At 40.3% G+C, this 16216-nt stretch carries 16 protein-coding genes, 2 rRNA genes and 2 pseudogenes (1 of these 20 only partly in view); 13 read left to right on the forward strand and 7 right to left on the reverse strand.

Going from position 1 to position 16216, the window contains the following annotated elements:
* From AB8618_RS16045 to AB8618_RS16090, 10 genes are all read left to right on the forward strand, one after another.
* Window positions 1–861 (forward strand): 23S ribosomal RNA (locus AB8618_RS16045); it begins 2024 nt to the left of the window's first position.
* Window positions 862–1000: 139 nt separating this feature from the next.
* A 5S ribosomal RNA gene (gene rrf, locus AB8618_RS16050) occupies window positions 1001–1115 on the forward strand.
* Between the two features lie 357 nt (window positions 1116–1472).
* A complete protein-coding gene (locus AB8618_RS16055; protein ID WP_413401032.1) occupies window positions 1473–2405 on the forward strand; it encodes a CHAD domain-containing protein in 933 nt (310 codons plus the stop codon).
* Between the two features lie 25 nt (window positions 2406–2430).
* The gene (locus tag AB8618_RS16060) at window positions 2431–3330 is read left to right on the forward strand and encodes a DUF350 domain-containing protein (protein WP_041709155.1); all 900 of its coding nucleotides are present in this window, start codon (window positions 2431–2433) and stop codon (window positions 3328–3330) included.
* 4 nt (window positions 3331–3334) lie between these two features.
* Complete coding sequence (locus AB8618_RS16065; protein WP_413401033.1) at window positions 3335–5056, forward strand: polyamine aminopropyltransferase; 1722 nt, start codon at window positions 3335–3337, stop codon at window positions 5054–5056.
* An 80-nt stretch (window positions 5057–5136) separates the two neighbouring features.
* Window positions 5137–5550, forward strand: a complete 414-nt coding sequence (locus AB8618_RS16070; protein ID WP_008113284.1) for a YjfI family protein — start codon at window positions 5137–5139, stop codon at window positions 5548–5550.
* Between the two features lie 89 nt (window positions 5551–5639).
* The gene (locus AB8618_RS16075; RefSeq protein WP_055013441.1) at window positions 5640–6332 is read left to right on the forward strand and encodes a PspA/IM30 family protein; all 693 of its coding nucleotides are present in this window, start codon (window positions 5640–5642) and stop codon (window positions 6330–6332) included.
* Window positions 6333–6403: 71 nt separating this feature from the next.
* Complete coding sequence (locus AB8618_RS16080) at window positions 6404–7042, forward strand: DUF4178 domain-containing protein (RefSeq protein ID WP_413401034.1); 639 nt, start codon at window positions 6404–6406, stop codon at window positions 7040–7042.
* Complete coding sequence (locus tag AB8618_RS16085) at window positions 7039–7359, forward strand: hypothetical protein (protein ID WP_010392540.1); 321 nt, start codon at window positions 7039–7041, stop codon at window positions 7357–7359. Before AB8618_RS16080 ends, AB8618_RS16085 begins: the two co-directional genes overlap by 4 nt.
* A gap of 63 nt (window positions 7360–7422) precedes the next feature.
* Window positions 7423–7608, forward strand: coding sequence for a hypothetical protein (locus tag AB8618_RS16090; protein ID WP_021033113.1), 186 nt, complete (start codon window positions 7423–7425; stop codon window positions 7606–7608).
* Window positions 7609–7623: 15 nt separating this feature from the next.
* On the opposite strand, the gene AB8618_RS16095 is transcribed toward AB8618_RS16090, so the two are convergent.
* The 4 genes and pseudogenes from AB8618_RS16095 to AB8618_RS16110 all read right to left on the reverse strand — a co-directional run bounded on the left by AB8618_RS16095 (window position 7624) and on the right by AB8618_RS16110 (window position 10443).
* Window positions 7624–8025 carry a hypothetical protein gene (locus tag AB8618_RS16095; protein WP_010392543.1) on the reverse strand — a complete coding sequence of 134 codons (402 nt, stop codon included), beginning with the start codon at window positions 8023–8025 and terminating at the stop codon, window positions 7624–7626.
* 10 nt (window positions 8026–8035) lie between these two features.
* Complete coding sequence (locus AB8618_RS16100; protein WP_413401035.1) at window positions 8036–8593, reverse strand: hypothetical protein; 558 nt, start codon at window positions 8591–8593, stop codon at window positions 8036–8038.
* A gap of 69 nt (window positions 8594–8662) precedes the next feature.
* A pseudogene (locus AB8618_RS16105) lies at window positions 8663–10041 on the reverse strand (class II fumarate hydratase).
* 216 nt (window positions 10042–10257) lie between these two features.
* The gene (locus AB8618_RS16110; RefSeq protein WP_008113269.1) at window positions 10258–10443 is read right to left on the reverse strand and encodes a hypothetical protein; all 186 of its coding nucleotides are present in this window, start codon (window positions 10441–10443) and stop codon (window positions 10258–10260) included.
* Window positions 10444–10636: 193 nt separating this feature from the next.
* Between AB8618_RS16110 and AB8618_RS16115 the strand changes: the two genes are divergently transcribed.
* Window positions 10637–11227 carry a DUF938 domain-containing protein gene (locus AB8618_RS16115; protein WP_409424294.1) on the forward strand — a complete coding sequence of 197 codons (591 nt, stop codon included), beginning with the start codon at window positions 10637–10639 and terminating at the stop codon, window positions 11225–11227.
* Here the strand turns inward: AB8618_RS16115 and AB8618_RS16120 are convergent.
* Both AB8618_RS16120 and AB8618_RS16125 read right to left on the reverse strand, forming a co-directional pair.
* Window positions 11204–12343, reverse strand: a complete 1140-nt coding sequence (locus tag AB8618_RS16120; RefSeq protein WP_413401037.1) for a GNAT family N-acetyltransferase — start codon at window positions 12341–12343, stop codon at window positions 11204–11206. The genes AB8618_RS16115 and AB8618_RS16120 overlap by 24 nt on opposite strands.
* A 381-nt stretch (window positions 12344–12724) precedes the next feature.
* Window positions 12725–13180 (reverse strand): Lrp/AsnC family transcriptional regulator, encoded by a 456-nt coding sequence (locus AB8618_RS16125; RefSeq protein WP_409424296.1) that lies wholly within the window; start codon window positions 13178–13180, stop codon window positions 12725–12727.
* Between the two features lie 136 nt (window positions 13181–13316).
* Between AB8618_RS16125 and AB8618_RS16130 the strand changes: the two genes are divergently transcribed.
* Window positions 13317–14486: a PrnB family protein gene (locus AB8618_RS16130; protein WP_413401038.1), complete on the forward strand. Its 1170-nt coding sequence runs from the start codon at window positions 13317–13319 to the stop codon at window positions 14484–14486.
* A gap of 1 nt (window position 14487) precedes the next feature.
* Window positions 14488–15611, forward strand: a pseudogene (locus AB8618_RS16135) (aminotransferase class V-fold PLP-dependent enzyme).
* On the opposite strand, the gene AB8618_RS16140 reads toward AB8618_RS16135, so the two are convergent.
* Window positions 15595–16083: an RNA-binding protein gene (locus AB8618_RS16140; RefSeq protein ID WP_409424298.1), complete on the reverse strand. Its 489-nt coding sequence runs from the start codon at window positions 16081–16083 to the stop codon at window positions 15595–15597. The pseudogene AB8618_RS16135 and the gene AB8618_RS16140 overlap by 17 nt on opposite strands.
* Window positions 16084–16216: the final 133 nt, after the last annotated feature.

Here is a 16216-nt window from a genome sequence, read left to right on the forward strand (position 1 = left end):
CGCGGCTAGACGGAAAGACCCCGTGAACCTTTACTACAGCTTGGCACTGAACATTGAACCTACATGTGTAGGATAGGTGGGAGACTTAGAAGCAGAGACGCTAGTTTTTGTGGAGTCGTCCTTGAAATACCACCCTTGTAGTTTTGATGTTCTAACGTTGGCCCCTGAATCGGGGTTACGGACAGTGCCTGGTGGGTAGTTTGACTGGGGCGGTCTCCTCCCAAAGAGTAACGGAGGAGCACGAAGGTTGGCTAAGTACGGTCGGACATCGTACGGTTAGTGTAATGGTAGAAGCCAGCTTAACTGCGAGACAGACACGTCGAGCAGGTACGAAAGTAGGTCATAGTGATCCGGTGGTTCTGAATGGAAGGGCCATCGCTCAACGGATAAAAGGTACTCCGGGGATAACAGGCTGATACCGCCCAAGAGTTCATATCGACGGCGGTGTTTGGCACCTCGATGTCGGCTCATCACATCCTGGGGCTGAAGTCGGTCCCAAGGGTATGGCTGTTCGCCATTTAAAGTGGTACGCGAGCTGGGTTTAGAACGTCGTGAGACAGTTCGGTCCCTATCTGCCGTGGGCGTTTGAGAATTGAGAGGGGTTGCTCCTAGTACGAGAGGACCGGAGTGAACGAACCGCTGGTGTTCGGGTTGTCATGCCAATGGCATTGCCCGGTAGCTACGTTCGGAACTGATAAGCGCTGAAAGCATCTAAGCGCGAAGCAGGCCTCGAGATGAGTTCTCACTAGACTTTTAAAGTCTCTGAAGGGCCGTTGAAGACTACAACGTTGATAGGCAAGATGTGGAAGTGGTGTGAGCCATTAAGCTAACTTGTACTAATTACCCGTGAGGCTTAACCATACAACGCCAAACGCGTTTTATGTGATAGTGAAACAAGCGAAGAAGTTAATATAACTAAAGTAGATTTACGATACTCTTTTATTATCAGAATTCCAAATTTTAGTTAGTGCGTAGTAATACGGACTGACAACCAAATTTGCTTGGTGACAATAGCGTTTTGGACCCACCTGACCCCATGCCGAACTCAGTAGTGAAACGAAACAGCGCCGATGATAGTGTAGCATTTGTTATGTGAAAGTAGGTCATTACCAGGCTCCAAATACAAGAAAGCCCGATTCGAAAGAGTCGGGCTTTTTTACGTCTGGAATAAAGTAAAAAGAAGGTTCGAGCTGAAAGGTATTAGGTTAAAGGAAGAGAATTGATCAGAGCCGACCCTAAGGCATTCTACTGCGTCATCACAACGAAGTAGCGCACCCACTCCAAATATAGTCAGTATACAGCCCTCAGTTTTGAAGTATTACCATCAGCACTCCGTCTTTACTGATCTTAGTTATTCTCCTTGCATCTTTAAACTAGTCCCTAAATTATCATCTTGTTGCAATTTCATTGTTGGTTTAATAACTGTCCTGTGTAAAACTATCTAGGATAATTTAGTAAATCAGGTGACATGAATGTCGAATTTAAAAGCTTGGAAACTTCTCAGCCTGTTTTGTTTGTTTACAGCACTGATTGGTTGTCAATCTAAAGAAGAACAGCTACAACAAACAATTCAAGAGTCCATTAAAAAGGCCGATATCGAGCTTACTCAGCTTGGTAAAGCACTTGATAATGGTAGTATACGTAATGCGATTATTCTTAAAGAATACAGTCGTATCCTTAAACAACGGCAGCCTGAACTCAGTAAGGTTGTTGATGTAGTTAGCCTTGATGCCACACGCCAAGGAGCCCTTTATAGTGGCTTAACCCAACGTCTTGATGATATTAAGGGTAATTACTTAATTCCTCCTTACGAAGACACTTTATACAATATTGATTTATTGCGTGAGGCGGCCAAGCCAACGTTATTTTCTGATGCCTTAACCGATCCTATTAATATGCTTGCGGATATGTCGAATGGCTCTTTGGCACGAGTTGGCGCTATAAGCCAAAAAGCTGAAGGCCAAGGAGTTGGTAACCAAATGGTAGGTAATCCTAACTATGGTAATTGGCAAACGAATAGTAGCGGTATTAGTTTTTGGCAATGGTACGGCATGTACCGTATTTTGGGTGATGTATTTGACCGAGTTGAATACGGAAGTTGGAGTAAACGCCGCAAGTATAGTTACTACAATGACTATGGTCGTACTCGTTACTCAAGCCCTAAACAAATAAAAACCCAAAGTGCATTAGAAACACGTACACGACAATCTTACCAACGCCAAGGCAAGCAGTTCACTAGTCCTTATGCGAGTAAAAAAACAGGTGCATCAGGTTTGAGTCGCAGCAGTTATACGCCGCCTAAAAGTCGCAGCAGTTACTCAAGAGCGAGTAGTTATAGCAATAATTCAGGATCGGTTCGTAATAGCAGCAGCAGAACCTCGCGCGGCGTAAGTCGTGGTAAGTAAAGAATAACGTTGGAGTTAGAATAATATGTATGAATTTAATGGAATAACTATGTGGTCTTTGCAAGCACTGTCAGTAGACTTTGCAATTATCATCTTACTGTTTGTCAGCCTAAAGTATATTAAAGGTTGGGTGTCTAATTTACATGCTAATGATGAAATTACCGAGAGAGATAACTTTGCATTCGGAATAAGCTTTGCCGCTGGCTTAGTTGCCCTTGCGATTGTATTAACGGGTGTAAGTAGTGGTGCTTTTGCTGCTACGTTACAAAAAGAAGCTCTGTTAATGCTTGGCTATGGTGCATTAGCAATTTTGCTTATAAAGCTGGGTCACTTTTTTCAAGATAAAGTGGCATTGCGTAAAGTAAGCTTACATAACGAAATAGTCAAAGGTAACGTTACTGCGTCAATTATTGATTTTGGCCATGTAGTTAGTGTTGCGGTGGTTATTCGCTCTGCACTATTGTGGGTTGCTACCGAAGGCTGGCATGGCATTCCTATTGTGATTGCCGCTTTTGTAATTGGTAGTGTGGTGTTGCTTTTAGTAAGCCAATACCGAGTGCAGTTATTTAAACGCACCAATAAAAGCGGTGATTGCCTACAACAAGCCATTGTTGATGGTAATTTAGCAGTAGGTGTTCGTTATGCAGGCTTTTTAATTGGTAGTGCATTAGCCATTACTGCTGCAACAGGTATTGCTCCTTATGCTGCCGATAATATTAACGCGAGTTTACTTTACTGGGCGCTAAGTGCCGTTGTTAGTTTGGTTGCTTTCATTTTACTGCACTTACTGACGATTAAAATCATTCTTGCTGGGTGTAATATTTCAGATGAAGTGAATCGTCAAAAGAATGTGGGTGTTGCCGCTATTTCTGCAGCTGTGTCATTTGCTGTCGGGATCACTATGGCCACACTACTGGGTGCATAATCACGTGTCATCAACTCAAGCTTCCCCAAGTAAATTTAATTTACTTGGGCATGATATTTTACTGATCACAGTTATGGCCGTACTCGCAGGGTGCGGCCTTATTTATGAATATTTACTATCTCATTACGCTGGCCGAGTACTTGGTTCAGTTGAGAGTGCAATTTACGCCATGATAGGCACTATGATTGTAGCTATGGGGATGGGGGCATTTTTAGCGCGTTGGTTTAAAGATGCCTTTACCGCATTTGCTTGGCTAGAAAGCATTATTGCGCTCATAGGTATGGGCTGTATATTAGCCATTGCCAGTATTATTGCTGTAAGCTATTCACTCCCTCATTTATTCTCAAGTATTTTTAATATTCCCCCTGATGTTATTCTTAATGGTTATGTGTTTCAAAAGCTGCAAGAGTGGTCGCGCTTTTTACCTTATGTATTTGGCTTAATATTAGGGTTATTTATTGGTATGGAAATACCGCTTATTGCGCGTATTCGCCAGCATGTTTATGGACGTTTTTTAGAAAATAACGCCGGCACTATATATGGGGCTGACTATATTGGCGCTGGTATTGGCGCGGCAATTTGGGTGAGTATTATGCTCGCGATGCCAATAATGCAAGCCGCCGCTTGGACAGCGCTATTTAACATTATTGCCGGCCTTGCCTTTTTATGGCGTTACCATAGCTATGTACGCTTTGCTAAGTTGCTATTGGTTTGCCATATATTACTGCTGGTGTTATTCGCTTTTATTTTGCAGTTTGGTAGTAGCTGGATGGATAACCTAAGTAACGTACTATACAAAGATAAAGTTATTTATTCCCAAGCAACGAAATACCAGCATGTGGTGTTAACCGAACGCTTAAGTAAAAATCAGCCACAGCCAATCACCGATCTATACTTAAATGGTCGTTTGCAGTTCTCTAGTGTAGATGAGCAAATATATCACTCAATGCTGGTTTATCCTGCAATGCTCGCATCTAATCGCCATGACCGTGTTTTGATTATTGGCGGCGGCGACGGGTTAGCCATGCGAGATGTATTAAAGTGGCCGGTTGAGGAAGTGACCTTAATTGATCTAGATGGACAGCTACTTAATTTATTTGGTCATAAAGATAACCAATACACACCGCCTGAAGATATTAAACAGCGACTAGTGGCACTCAATAATGAATCGATGCATGACCCGCGAGCAAATATTATTGTGGGCGATGCATTTTTAGAAGTTGAAAGGCTGCTGGATCAGGCTAAGCAGTTCGATACTATATTAATTGATTTACCTGACCCTAATCACCCCGATCTGAATAAGATGTACAGCGATTATTTTTATAATCATGTACGTCAATTGTTGGCACCTGATGGTGCTATGGCGGTACAGTCAACCTCGCCTTATCATGCAAAAAAGGCATTTTTAAGTATTGCTAAAACGGTGAAAGCCGCAGGTTTTGATTATGTAGAGCAATATCAGCAAAACATTCCTTCGTTTGGTCAGTGGGGGTGGACTATTGCTACTAAAATGGGGCAAGCACCAAGTGCACGTATTAGCAATATAACGGATATGCCAGTGCCATCTCGGTGGATTAGTAAAAAATATTTATTAGCCAGTTTTGCATTTCCTAATAACTATTTTGAACAAGTTAACGATATTGAAGTCAATAGGTTAGGTTCTGGTCGTTTATATGATTATTACCGGGCTGCTTGGCAAATAGAAAGTGAATTGTATAAAAATTAATAAAACATGGTTGACATAATATGTCGGCCATGCGAATCTTAACTCAGACATAATATGTCAAACGACAAAAAGGCAGAGACATGGAATTAAATGAACTTTCAATAAAATTAGCGTCTTTTGAAACTGAGGGTGCTAACTTTGAGTCTTTCTTGATTGCCAATCCAGGTGAGCAAGATGTTTTACAAGTCATTGTTGATGGAAACGATGAGCTTCCAATTTTTGTTACCCAAACACAAGAGCAACTATTATGTATTAGCTACTTGTTTGGTGAAGACGAAGTAAAAAGCGAGTTACGCGACGAGTTAAACGAAACACTACTGCGTTTAAACGTGCCAATTCCGCTAAGTGCATTTGCCAAAATTGATAATAAATATGCGATTTTTGGTGCACTTTCGGTAAATTCATCATTAGATGACGTTACCCACGAACTAGTCACGTTAGCAGATAACGCAATTGATGCACTAGAAGCCGTGACCTTGTATTTAAACGATTAGGATACCCGCATAGGTAAGTGCTGATTGCTAATAGTATATGGCTCTCGCTTTACCTAATAGGATATAAACAAGTTTTTGGAGTTAAGATTATGAGTATTTTAAAAAAATTATTTACAGCGGTACGTGGTGGCGCGCGTGAAGCGGGCGAAGCAATTGTTGATGCGAATGGTATTCGTATTTTTGAACAAGAAATTGCCGATGCACAAAATGCACTGAATCGTGCTAAAAAAAGCCTGACAGAAGTAATGGCTAAAGAGATGCAAACTAAGCGTAAAATTAGCGCAGTAGATGCATCAATTGCTGAGCACGAAGCGTATGCAGGTCAAGCCCTTGAAAAAGGGAATGAAGCATTAGCATTAGAAATTGCAGAAAAAATAGGTGACTTTGAAGCTGAGAAAGCCGAACACGAGCAAGTATTAGCGGGCTTTACTAATCACATAGTGACATTGAAGCAGCAAGTTAAAGATGCTGAAAAATCAATTAAAGAAAACCAGCGTCAGCTTACTATGGTTAAAACCACAGAAAGCGTGCAACAAGCGACAATGGCTGTAAATAGCACGCTTAATACTAATAGCTCGTCGATGACATCAGCTCGTCAGTCGCTTGAGCGCATTAAGCAACGCCAACAAGACCGTACTGATCAATTAGGTGCTGCAAAGTCTCTAGAAGCAGATGTTAATGGCGATGATTTAAAAGCTAAAATGGCTGAAGCGGGTATTGGTGATACCAATCCAAAAAGTGCTGATATTTTAGCGCGCATTAAAGCGAAGCAAAATAGCTAACATTCAAAACCATATTAAAAAGGTAACCGAGTTTTGCTCCGTTACCTTTTTTGCTTACAGAGGCACCTTATATGTTTAATTTTTTCAAATCTAAAAAAAAGCCAGAACGTCAGCTTAGTCACGCGAGTGACCTTAAAAAAGGTGACATGTTTACAGTAATTGATTCGTTTGCTTATCCTGCATGGCTCAAAGGCCAAACACTTCGCGTTATTGATGTGCAAACGTATCAGTACCAACATAGTAGTGATACTGAATTCGTACTTGAAACTAACACAGGCCAAGTGGTGTTTTTACAAATAGAACAAAACGATGGTGAGCAGTGGGCTAATTTCTCAATAAAGATTCAGCGTGATGATGTTGATGAAGTATTTGGTTTGGATGAGTTTTCACGTATTTTTGATGAAGAGTCGTTAACGCATATTACAGTTAAAAATACGCCTGAGCGTTTTATGCAGTTTTTAGCTGGAAGTTATCAACAAAGCGAATCACCTTATGTATGTTATTTTCATAATAAAGATTTTCGTGGCCAAGCGCTACCTCGCTATGAGCAAGACGGTGGTGAACCCTGTGAAATGATTTGTTTGGCGTCACCCGATGAAGGGCATAGCGTTAATATCGAAATTTGGGAGGGAGGTGAAACAGAAGTATCACTGACATTAACTCGCCCAATTAGCGATATTGTTGATTTGTTTCCTGGAGATGCCCAGTGAGTGATGCTAAAGACAAGTGGTTGCGCCAAGAGCAAGCTGTGCGCGCCACGCAAATGGCCTTTGATTTGAGTAGTGAGGTACAAAAGTCGATAAAAAAACAAGCCATCGATCAAGAACTCACTCCCTCAGACATGATCCGTAAAATTTTAGGTCTTGATGTAAAGTCTAAAAAAACACGGCAGCGTTTATCGTTTAATTTAAATGATGATGAAATAGCGCAATTGGCTAGTCGGTTTGAAGTTGCAGTAGATGATAAAAGAGCGGTAAAGCAACAGGTCGCAGATCTACTCATTGAGCATACAAAAAAGACTAAGTAACCCTTTTGCCTTCTTTATATAAAATACTTACACTGAGGTTATTATTTCTAAAGAAGTGCAGCTGTGAATATTATATTGATTGCCTACTTACTTATGTTTGCGTTATTTGGCACAGCGGCAAGCTACTTTGTGCGTTTTATATATGCTTATTGGGTACAAAAGAACATGCCTTTGGAATACATTTTTAAGGCTGGTGTATGTATTTTCATGGTAGTGGTTATTTCGGTGTTAATACCACTATTAAATTAACACCGAAACGAACTGCTACTGGTAATTAACGGTTTTACATTGGTTATCAATACATAAAGAGTGAACTTCTAGCACTGGTGAACAGTCATCGAACTCAAGCGCAGTGTTATTTTTTTGTTCTTGCTGAGTGATTTTTTGTGCTAATTGCTCGGCATGCTTTTGAGAATTATTTAATGTTGAATACACAACATACTTACTCGGCCCCCCACAGACACGCGAGCCAACACCTAACACCTTACATTGATAACTGGCTGTGCAACTTTTATTACTTGTAAGCTCATTAAGCTGAGTATTTAAAACAGATTCACTCGCGTTTTGAGCTGTGCTTGGTGTTAGTGCGCTACTGCAACCGCTAAGCAGCATAGTCATGACAACACTGGCAGCTGATAGTTTAATTACGGATGACAAACAACTCATAATCTAATCCTTAAAATACACTTACCGCAGAGCCTTCAAGTTTAACACATTTATTTTCAACGCACTGGGTACTAGGCGCAGTTAAATGTTGGCAAATACTCATCATGCCTTTTTGCGCATTATAAGTACTTTCCAATTGAGTAATGGTATCGCTTAGGGCTGAAACCTGCTTTTGGGGTGCGCTTTGCGTAGAGTACACAATATAATCGCTCGGTCCACCACATGCTCGGCTACCAACAGCATTTACTTTACACTGTGAACTCGTTGAACACTGTTTATCTGCAATTAAGTTGTTAAGCTTATTTTTTGCCGTTTTAATATCATCAAGCGATACTTCTTTTACAGCATCAGCTGGTAACGGCTGTGCAATTTTATTTTGCTTATTCGCTTGTGGTAATTTTTGTTGCGGTATCGGCGTAGACGTATTTTCTACCGCATTGGCTTTAGTTTCCTCAGTGTTAGTTGAGGTTGTTTCCAAGCAAGCCGTTAAGCAAAGCGGTAGCAGTAGAGCGAGTAATGGAGTACGCATAATCGTTCCTGATAGTGATGAATTATTCATCACTATCATACACGGTGCATTCATTACAGCAATAAAAACTCTACTATCAACATATTAAAGAGGTGATAAGGAGAATTTTTACGTCAAGCCGCCTTGCGTTAATTTAGCTGGATTGAGTAATGCCTCTAATTCTGATCGAGAAAGGTCGGTTTCTTGCTCGGCGATATCAATAATTGGCTGTGCTTGCTGATAAGCTTGCTTGGCAATTTTTGCTGCTTTTTCGTAGCCAATAACAGGGTTTAGCGCGGTCACTAAAATCGGGTTTTTAGTTAATGCTTTATCAATCTGAGTTTGATTAACTTTAAAGCTAGCAATGGCTTTACCTGCCAAGGCTTGCGCACTATTAGCGAGTATCTCGGTACTTTGCAAAATATTGTAAGCGATTACCGGCAGCATTACGTTAAGCTCAAAGTTGCCAGCTTGGCCTGCAACCGTAATGGTCGCGTCGTTACCAATCACTTGAGCGCTAACCATTGCAGCGGCTTCTGGGATCACCGGATTCACTTTGCCAGGCATAATGGATGAACCAGGCTGTAATGCTTCAAGTTCAATTTCTGAAAGTCCCGCAAGCGGGCCTGAATTCATCCAACGCAAATCGTTGACTATTTTCATTTGCGCAACGGCATAGACTTTTAGTTGCCCGGATAAAGCAACAATGGCGTCTTGTGAGCCAATATTATAAAAGAAGTTATCACTCGGGGTAAATTGTATTCCCACCTTTTCAGTTAGCTGTGTAGCAAATAGAGCGGCAAATTGTGGATCGGCATTAATACCTGTACCTACCGCTGTGCCACCCTGCGCTAGCTCACAGACACGTTTTAGCGCATGCTCAATACCGCTAGCTGAATGCTTTACCTGGGATTGCCATGCGCTGAGTGTTTGCTCAAAAGTTATTGGCATTGCATCCATTAAATGAGTGCGCCCAGTTTTAACTATGTGGCCGATGTCTGCTTTTTTTGCTCTAAGGCGTCTGCTAAATTTGCCAGTGCTGGCAGTAATTTTTTATCAACACTAATAGCACTACTTAAAGCAATCGCAGTGGGAATAACGTCATTAGAGCTTTGCCCCATATTCACATCGTCATTTGGGTGAATAGCTTGGTTAGCGTGTTTTGAGGCTAAGCTCGCAATGACCTCATTAGCATTCATATTTGAGCTAGTACCTGAGCCAGTTTGAAAAATATCAACAGGGAAATGCTCATAATGCTTACCATCAATAATTTCTTGGCAGGCGAGGTCGATCGCATTTGCTTTCGTTTTATCTAAATGGCCTAGTTTGAAATTGGCTATTGCAGCGGCTTGCTTAATATACGCTAAGGCAATAATAAATTGCTGCGGCATTGTGAGTCTGCTGATCGTAAAGTTATTAATGGCGCGTTGGGTCTGTGCTTTATAAAGTGCGTCAGCGGGCACGTTGAGTGTGCCCATGCTATCTGATTCTGTTCTAAAGTTACTCATTAGTACTCCTATAAAAGAGAATATATGACATTTAACTACGCTATATAAAAAGATATGGTGCTGTTATTACTATTTACAACGGTATAGCTAAAAAGTAGAGGGCGTCAAGGCAAGTTAACAAGTGGGATTAAAACTAAAAAGTCGACTTAAACTGATTTTAAGTCGACTTAAATAATGTATTTATATAAACAGCCGGTTACAAGGCTAAACAGAATTTTAATTGTAGCCAAGAATAAATATTTGGTCTGTTTCATGTTTGTTTTGTGCCTTTTGAGTATTTTTTACATGAGAAAGTAAGTCGATAACCGTTGCTCTACAATCTGTTTCATAACTCGTTTTATCTAGGCTTTTGTCTGTAACTGCCATTGCAGCATCTACTGCGGTGTAAGGTGAAATATACATAATGTTATCCTTTTGTAGTTTAGTACTCATTAAGTGAGTAATTTAATAAAAGCATATAGCGTACCAGCTCGGTAAATATAATTTAACGTATTGAAATTAAGGTTATTTTATTATTTTGGTTAATTTACTCACGACAGAATAGCTGAAATTTGTTTTACTATTGTTCATTCATTTGCAATTTAGGTGCACCAGCATGAGCAAACCGTTTTCACAAGCCTGCGAAAATAATAAAAATCATATACTTAAGGCTTTGCAGCCTGCATTGCAAAATGCAGCATCAGTACTTGAGATAGGCTCGGGGACGGGTCAGCATAGCGTTTTCTTTGCCAAAAAATTGCCACATTTACAATGGTATACCAGTGACCGAGAGGTTAATCATCAAGGAATAAAGTTATGGCATGATGAGGTGCAACTGGCAAATTTGCATCTGCCCTTATTACTAGACCTTAACGATCCTTGGCCAGTGAACAAAGTGGATGCGATATATACTGCCAATACTTTTCACATAGTGAGCTGGAAGTTAATTACGCGTTTTTTTGCTGGAGTAAATCAGCACTTAAACCAGCAAGGGGTGGTGTGTGTATATGGCCCTTTCAAATATAAAGGGGAGTTTACCAGCCCCAGTAATGATGAGTTTAATAGTTTATTGCAAAGTCGCGATCCGCTTAGTGGTATTCGTGATTTCGAAGCGGTTGAGCAACTTGCAGTGAAATCAGGGCTTAAGTTACTCAGCGATACGGCGATGCCTGCAAATAATCAGTTACTCATTTTTAAACGGCAATAAAGTGCTACATTGTTGTTTGTAAATTTCGATATGTTGGCATTCGCGTTCTAAGTAATCTGCAATGGCATTATTAAAATCGGGGTGAACAATGTGATGGGCAGAGTAAGTGATTATCGGTTGAAAACCACGAGTGATTTTATGCTCTCCTTGTGCCCCAGCATTAAAGCACTGAATGTTATGCTTAATAGCATAGTCAATTCCTTGGTAATAACACAGCTCAAAGTGAAGCGAATCTACCTCTTCACTGGCGCCCCAATAACGGCCGTAAAGGGTATTTTCACCAATTAAGCTTAAGGTGGCGGCAATTACTTGCTGGTCTCTTTTGGCTAGCATAATGAGCAATTTGTCAGCCATTAAAGCGTGTAGCAAGCTAAAAAATTCACTGTTTAAGTAGCCTAAATGACCCGATCGTTTTAAATAAGTGCGTTGATAAAACTCACAAAAAAGATGCATTGTGGCAGCAGTAATTTGTTCACCTTTAAGCCATTCAATACTGATATTTTGCTCTGTGATTTTAGCGCGCTCTTTTTTTACCGCTTTACGCTTACGGGCATTAAAGGTTTTTAAAAAATCGTCAAAATCTTTAAAGTTATTATTAAACCATTGAAACTGCACGCCGGTTCTTCGCATCGCACCGGTATCATCAAGGTGGCTGGCTTGTGCTTTATCGCAAAAGTTTACATGCCAGCCTGACCATCCCTGTTCTGCACAGTGGCTTTTAAGCTGCTCTGTTATGTACTCATATACTAGTTTTGGATTGCTATGCATAATACGTATTCTTTGTCCCTCAATCGGGCTAAAGGGAATACCGCACAGCCATTTAGGGTAATAATCTAAGCCATTTTTTTCATAAGCTTCTGCCCATGCCCAGTCAAATACATATTCACCGTAGGAGTGCGCTTTTAAGTAGCCAGGTGCAAGCGCAATGAGTTTATCACCTTCATAAACGGCTAAGTGATGAGGCTGCCAACCTGTTTTTGCGCTTACACATTGGCTTTGCTCAAGTGCGTATAAAAAAGTGTGTTGAGTAAAAGGATCATCGCCAAAAAAATGATGCCATTGTGTTGCGTCAATCTGGTTGATGCTATTAAACCATTGGTGAGAAAAGTGGCTCATAATAATAGCCTTATCTTGGTACTGCGAGCATAAGTACATAAGGAAAAAGAGGTGCTTAAGTTATAGCGCGTGATTATTATTAAGTTATTGATAAATTTTATATGTGGGTATGTGTTCATTTAACATAGCAATATACGCAAAGACATTCTGAGAGCTTATCGAGTTATAGAGGTTTTGCAAGATGTTGATTAAATATAATACTTTCAAATTAGCGTTGTTCTTAGGTTTGATTTTGATGGCAAAAGAAATACTGAGTCATCTTTATTTAGACTTGAGCTGCTAAGATTAGTTTATAAAAAGGTGTAATCAAAAAGCTTATACTAAAGCTAATTATTACCTAATTAACTTCGAAAATAAACGGTCCTAACCTAGGCGTATATTTTAAAGTGGTAGCTGTTTTTTACTGAATGATTGCTTTAATACAACGGTTGATTCTATGTTGGCGATACAGCTTAAGCTTCCTAGTTGGTGCTTTACAAACTGCTCATAACTTTCTAAATCCTGAGAGATAATTTTTAATAAATAGTCGTGGCTGCCTGAGATCACAGAACACTCAAGTACATGCGGTAGCTTTTTTACATGTTGTTCAAATTGTTGTGCGGCACTCACTGAGTTTTGGCACAGTCGCACGAAAGCATAAACCAGTACATTAAGGTTGAGTGACTTAGGGTTAATAGCAGCGTGATAACCAATAATAACCTGTTCTTGCTCAAGCTTTTTAATGCGCCTTAGAGTAGGAGTATCCGAGAGATTTATAGTATTGGCTAATTCTGATACCGACATTCGAGCTTGAGATTGCAAGGCAACGAGTAGCTGCTGGTCTTTATTATCTAACATATTTGTAGAATCTTATTAATTATCTATCTAATAATAGTGATTATTGCTAACAATGACTGTTTTTACTATTTTTTTTAGCGCTTTAACCTCTGGGATCTTTGTTAGCATTAAAAAATAATAATAACAGGATATAGTCATGAGTTCTTACACAGCTAAATTTGATAATTGGATTAGGTCTGAGTTTGTTGCCCTAAACTCTCAATTAGAGGAGTTGTATTGGCAGCAAGCAGATAAGGCAAATGTTGAAGGGGTCGGGGATAACTTAAAGCAGACTTTGAAAGAGCAAGGTAATGCGCTGATCAGCGATTTATTAGTCGAAGGTAATACCGACGAAGGATTTGATAGCGCATTTGATTTACTTGGTAATGTAGGCTTGTTCATGGCGGCTTGTCGTAGACATGAAATTACAGAGCCAAGCAGAGAGAATAGTTCACCGCTGATAGAAGCATCGGCGCTTGCTATGCATATTGGTGCTTCTATTGGAGTAACTCCTCGTTTTGCCACCGCACATTTAACCACTCATAATAAAGCCATTAATGGCATCTATAAACGGTTTACAAATCTTGATGATGAAGCCCTTTTTTTAGATTACAACACCCAAGGTATTTTAGCGTATAAACGTGCGAGTGATGCTTTACTAAAAATATTGCCATTAGGCATTTCACATCCTGTCACGGCTGAACTACTTGAGGTGGTTAAAACGGCACTTATTGATGTAATAGCGTCGAATAATGCTTTGTATACTCAACTTGATACCGAGCGTTTTTTTAATTGTGTACGCCCATATTACAAGCCTTACCGGGTAGGTAAAGAAGTTTACCGTGGTGCAAATGCTGGAGATTTTGCCGGCATTAATGTTATTGATATGCTGTTAGGGCTTTGTAGTGCCAATGAGCCGAGTTACTCGCAAATGCTGGTGGATAAATTTTTATATATGATGCCAGAGGATCAACAAATATTGCGAGAAGCCATGCGTATGCAAAGCTTTATGGATGACTTCTTAAAAGCCGAACAATATAAACACACAGAGTGGTTTCAAAAGCACGGCAAACTATTTATACAAGTGTGTAAATTACATGGTGACACCGCTATCGGTCATCATAACCAACTGGTCGAAAAGTTTATTGCCCAACCGTCACAGCAAATGCAACAACAGCATATTGATAAAGTCACTGCCAGTGGACCGCCTTTGCCAGTATTACTCGATTCCTTAGCTAAATTAAGAGATAGACGTGCAGCAGCTAAGCGAGACGATATTAATACGCGCTTTGATGACTTAAATACCCTAAAGCAATGGATAAATTAATATGGCTAAAAATGACTTTTGTATGCCACAGGGTTGCTATTTATTAAGCCACTCTGTTGGTCGACCTTTAAAAAGTACTTTAGAAAATGCTACTGAGCATTTTTTTACTCCTTGGCAGGAAAGTGCCAAGGAGCCATGGCAGCAATGGCTACCAGCTATAGAAAAGTTTACGGGTGCTTTAGGGCAGCTATTTAATGCGCCAAGTGAGCAGTTTTGTCCTCAGGTTAATTTATCTAGCGGTTTAACTAAATTGCTTATGTCGCATCCCGTGTTTAATAAACCACACTGCACAGTATTAATGGCGCAGGCCGATTTTCCAAGTATGGGGTTTGTAATGCAAAAAACACTCCCTGCGTGTGCAACAATACGTTATATCCCCGAGCATGAAGATTTAAGTGACAGGCAGGTATGGCAGCGATATCTAACTCCAGAGATTGATGGTGTGTTTGTCAGCCATGTTTATTCTAATACGGGTGTACAAGCTCCTTTAAACGATATTGTGGCGCTTAGTAAAGTCACGAATACACTCTCAATAATTGATGTGGCGCAATCGGCAGGGGTTATCCCTGTCGATCTAACGGCGCTAAATGCCGATTTTATGATTGGCTCAAGTGTGAAGTGGTTATGCGGGGGGCCAGGTGCGGCCTATTTATGGGTAAATCCACAGCAAATAACGCAATGTGAACCAAAAGATGTTGGTTGGTTTTCACATCAAAATCCATTCGAGTTTGATATTACGCATTTTCAATATAACACTAAAACACTTAGGTTTTGGGGGGGACGCCTTCTATACTCCCTTATGTTATTGCTGCTAATAGCATTGAATATATTGCCCAGTTTGGTGTGGATAAAGTGAGAGCGCATAATTTAGCGTTGTTAACGTTACTTCAGCAGCAGCTGACTGCTTTTTTAGTATCGCCAAACGATAAAGATCAGTGCAGTGGTACCGCTATTCTAGATTTTGCAGAGCATCAACAAACCGTATTAGCGGCATTGGAGGCAGCAAACATAAGTGTGGATGTGCGCAAACTCGGTATTCGTATTTCACCGCACATATACAATACAGCGTCAGAGATCCAAACGTTTATTGCTACGGTGAAAAAGGCAGTTAAGGCTGCTGATTAAGCTGTTGTTTTTTTTGAGTGAGAGCCGCTATTTGTTGCTGTGCTTGTTTTATTTGCGGTTCAAATCTTTGTTTAAGTGCCGCAGTTTCTGTTGCAATTGCATCTGCAATCGAATTAGCGCCTAAACGATTTGCTTTATCTTGGGTCATGTACCCGACTTGTTGTTTTTTTTGTGTGTATTCTTGTTGGTATTGCTTTATTTTAAGCTCAAGCTGCACAATATCGCGCTCTATTTGTTGCACCTCTAGGTAGTCATCAACTGAGGTATCGATAACTAGGGCGTTTTCAGATTGCAATGCATTGGTTTGCATAATGTTGACGTTTTTAAGCGTGATCACTTTAGCGTCTTTAGCGCAAGGAGTTTGACTGAAAGTCGGCACCCCTTTAATGGTGCATTTAAAAACCGTCACTTCATTTGCCATGCTGACAGTGCAGGCACCTAAAAAACACAGTAGTAATATTAGCTTTGCCATGGTTAAACCTAAGCTGGTTTAAAGTACCGTTTATAATGCACTAAGTTGTAACACCATACAATTTGTTTAATTTAATAGCCTAAGTCAAGTATGCCTTCCAAAACGAACAATTCCATAGGTTGTTAAAATTTAG

This window comes from Pseudoalteromonas sp. RW-H-Ap-1 (genome assembly GCF_048318575.1).
Classification (GTDB): Bacteria; Pseudomonadota; Gammaproteobacteria; order Enterobacterales; family Alteromonadaceae; genus Pseudoalteromonas.